Source organism: Bartonella sp. AU16XJBT, assembly GCF_028618665.1.
Classification (GTDB): domain Bacteria; phylum Pseudomonadota; class Alphaproteobacteria; order Rhizobiales; family Rhizobiaceae; genus Bartonella.
On record NZ_JAQITF010000053.1, the window covers coordinates 1 to 2,630 of the forward strand.

A 2,630-nucleotide genomic window follows, 5' to 3' on the forward strand; every position below is an offset into this window, starting at 1 on the left:
ATTCATTCTCTAACCTCTCTTAAATGCTTCTTCCCCTGTACGTTGCGGCTCTCTCCCGCATAATCTGATTTTGCGCTCGTTCATTAAGAATACGCTCCCGTTCAAGCTCATGGCGTTGTTGCATCAATTCCGCTTCCAATTTTGCTCTCTCTTGACGCATGACCAATTCAAGCTGCTTTCCTTGTAAATCCATCTGTTGCATCTGACTTTTAGCAGCAATATCCTGCTGCTTTTCTTGCAACTTCATCTCTTGTTCTGGATTCATTTGCTGTTGTTGGGCTTGTTGTGCCATTTGCTGCTGTTGCATCTTCTCACTTACACGATTAAGCAGAGACGCAGGCAATGGTGAATAACGAAGTAAATCAAGCATGATATCCGGTGTAACGGCATTTTGAAGCAACGGTAACAGCTGCGTAATAATGCCAAAGGTACGCTCTTTTTCGTTCGGACTGGTTGGCGCATCGTCTACCACAATATCATAATCAACACTCATGACAGCTTCACGCGTTAAGGGAATATATTGTGCATTCTCCTCTCCCGATATCCGTACCAAGCGACCATCTGACAGATAATTCTGTATCAAGTGCAAAATAATCTTGCCCTGCCTTTTGCGATACAAACGCAAACCATCAAACAAACAAGCAAGCAAATTAAGACTGGATTGACGCCGTTGTGCCTCTAAAATCCCTGCTTGTGAAACTTCTCTCGTTCCAATAAACTCGGGCGATAAACCCGTAACTTGATTAATCGCTTCTTTCGCTTCATTAAACAGTTGGAAAAAACCGGTTGGAAATTGCGCTACGGGTTTGGGTTGTATTTTACCACCAGCCAAAGCGCCATTTTTCAAAACCGTAATACTATCTACCCTGCTCCAACTTTTTACCGCTTCTCGCTCGTCTTCAAATGCCCCCTTCTCTGCCATTATCCCGCCTTTGGATTGGCTGTTGAGAATGTGCATGACTTGACTAAAATATTTATTTGCCCAGCGTTGCGGATCTTTTGTCGGTCTTACAACCCCATAAAATTGCCGTTCTATCTTATCAAAATACCCCGTGATACACTCCCAACCCAATTGACCCGCAGGAACTAAAGGTTGATCGGGCGTTTCAAGCAATTTTCTTCCTAAAAAAGCGCGTTTAACAACCTTTTTATTGAAAGCCGCCCCTTGGATATCGGGCATCATACATTGGAGTTGCTTAAACTCCTCTTCGCTGTAATCACGAAGTTCTCCCGTTTCTAAATCGGGCGCCTTGTAATATTTCTCGCTTTCAAACCAACGGCATTCAACAAGCGTGACCATCCGTCGACCGTTTTCAACATCAATGCCCTTCTCATCATTATACGCTTCAAGATCGTTATGATGAATGCCTTCATAAGCAACGCCATCTCTCGCCCAATCCGCACTCAGTTCACTCCAATGGGCTTTTGGAAACATTTGCTTGGCAACTTCCAAGGGCTTGCGATCTACATACCACATCCGTTGTGCATCGGTTAAATTCGGTTGCACTGCCGCACTATCCCAAACCATTTTCAAGGGATCTAAACGCGTAATAACGGGCTCACCATCAAGACTATTCTCATAATCAAGCCGCGTATCGGTCCACCCCATTCCGCAGATGACAGCATCTTGGAAAGCATCAGAATCCGCATATTCCGCATGTGCCGTATCGCGAAACCATTCCGCTGCTCCCGTAAGCAATTCACTTGGCAATGCTTTGCCTATTTGACGGGGAATAAATTGCACTTCGCGCTTATTATTGCGTTCTGAACCCACAACTGCATTCACAAGTGGTGCAATGCGATTAAAGGTCATAACGGGGCGGCGTTGTTCTTTTAATGCCGTTAAATCTGCTTCATTCCACTGATCACCATTGTAAAATTGGAAATCCTCCCTTGCATGCTCACGCCATTTGTTCACATGCTCAACATCTTCTTTGTACCAATTGACTAACTTGCGAAACAAGCCTTCTGTTGACAAATCTGATGCGTTAATTTCTTTGTCTAAATGCTCTTCATCATGCATCATTCTGCCATCCATGACGTGCTTTCATAAGTTTCTCTACCGCTATAAGCTGGTCTCTTCTGTTTCTGCATTGGCTGTTCATAACCCACACACATCAATCCAAAGGCATCCGCACCATGACTGGACCAATCATGCTCTGCTCCCAAACCAATATTACGCTTCTCATCCCATTTCTCATGATACCAATTCAGTGCCTTACGTCCTGCTACGGTCGTCTCCTCATTGAACCAAACTGAAGGCAAAATACGTCGCACTGCCTCTATTCGCATTTTGACAGCACCAGCCCCTTGATTTGGTATCACTTGCGTTTCAAAACCCGCATCATTTAAAGCACTCTCAAAACTCACATTATGCACACGGTCTCTGGTCGCACCATCATGGGGTAAAACCATCAATGCCTTCTCATAGCCATTGTGACGCAACCAACCGATATGTTCTGATAACGGCTGCCCCTGTGCTTCGTAATAATCAAGCACTCTGATCTCTCTACCTACAAATTGTGCTATCCATATCGCTGTTGCATCTGCCTTGGCTCCTGTGCCCCCAATATCCCAAAAGGCGCGTATCTGCATTAAAGGATCACGCGCAACACGCCCTATCCGCCCCT

1 protein-coding gene and 1 pseudogene are annotated in these 2,630 nt (G+C 45.1%); both read right to left on the reverse strand.

Features of this window, described 5'->3' with window-relative positions; all coding sequences use genetic code 11:
* Positions 1 to 19: 19 nt before the first annotated feature.
* Positions 20 to 2,038, reverse strand: coding sequence for a portal protein (locus tag PVV66_RS09360; RefSeq protein ID WP_273719594.1), 2,019 nt, complete (start codon positions 2,036 to 2,038; stop codon positions 20 to 22).
* Positions 2,023 to 2,630, reverse strand: a pseudogene (locus PVV66_RS09365) (PBSX family phage terminase large subunit); the annotation flags it as partial. The gene PVV66_RS09360 and the pseudogene PVV66_RS09365, both read right to left, overlap by 16 nt.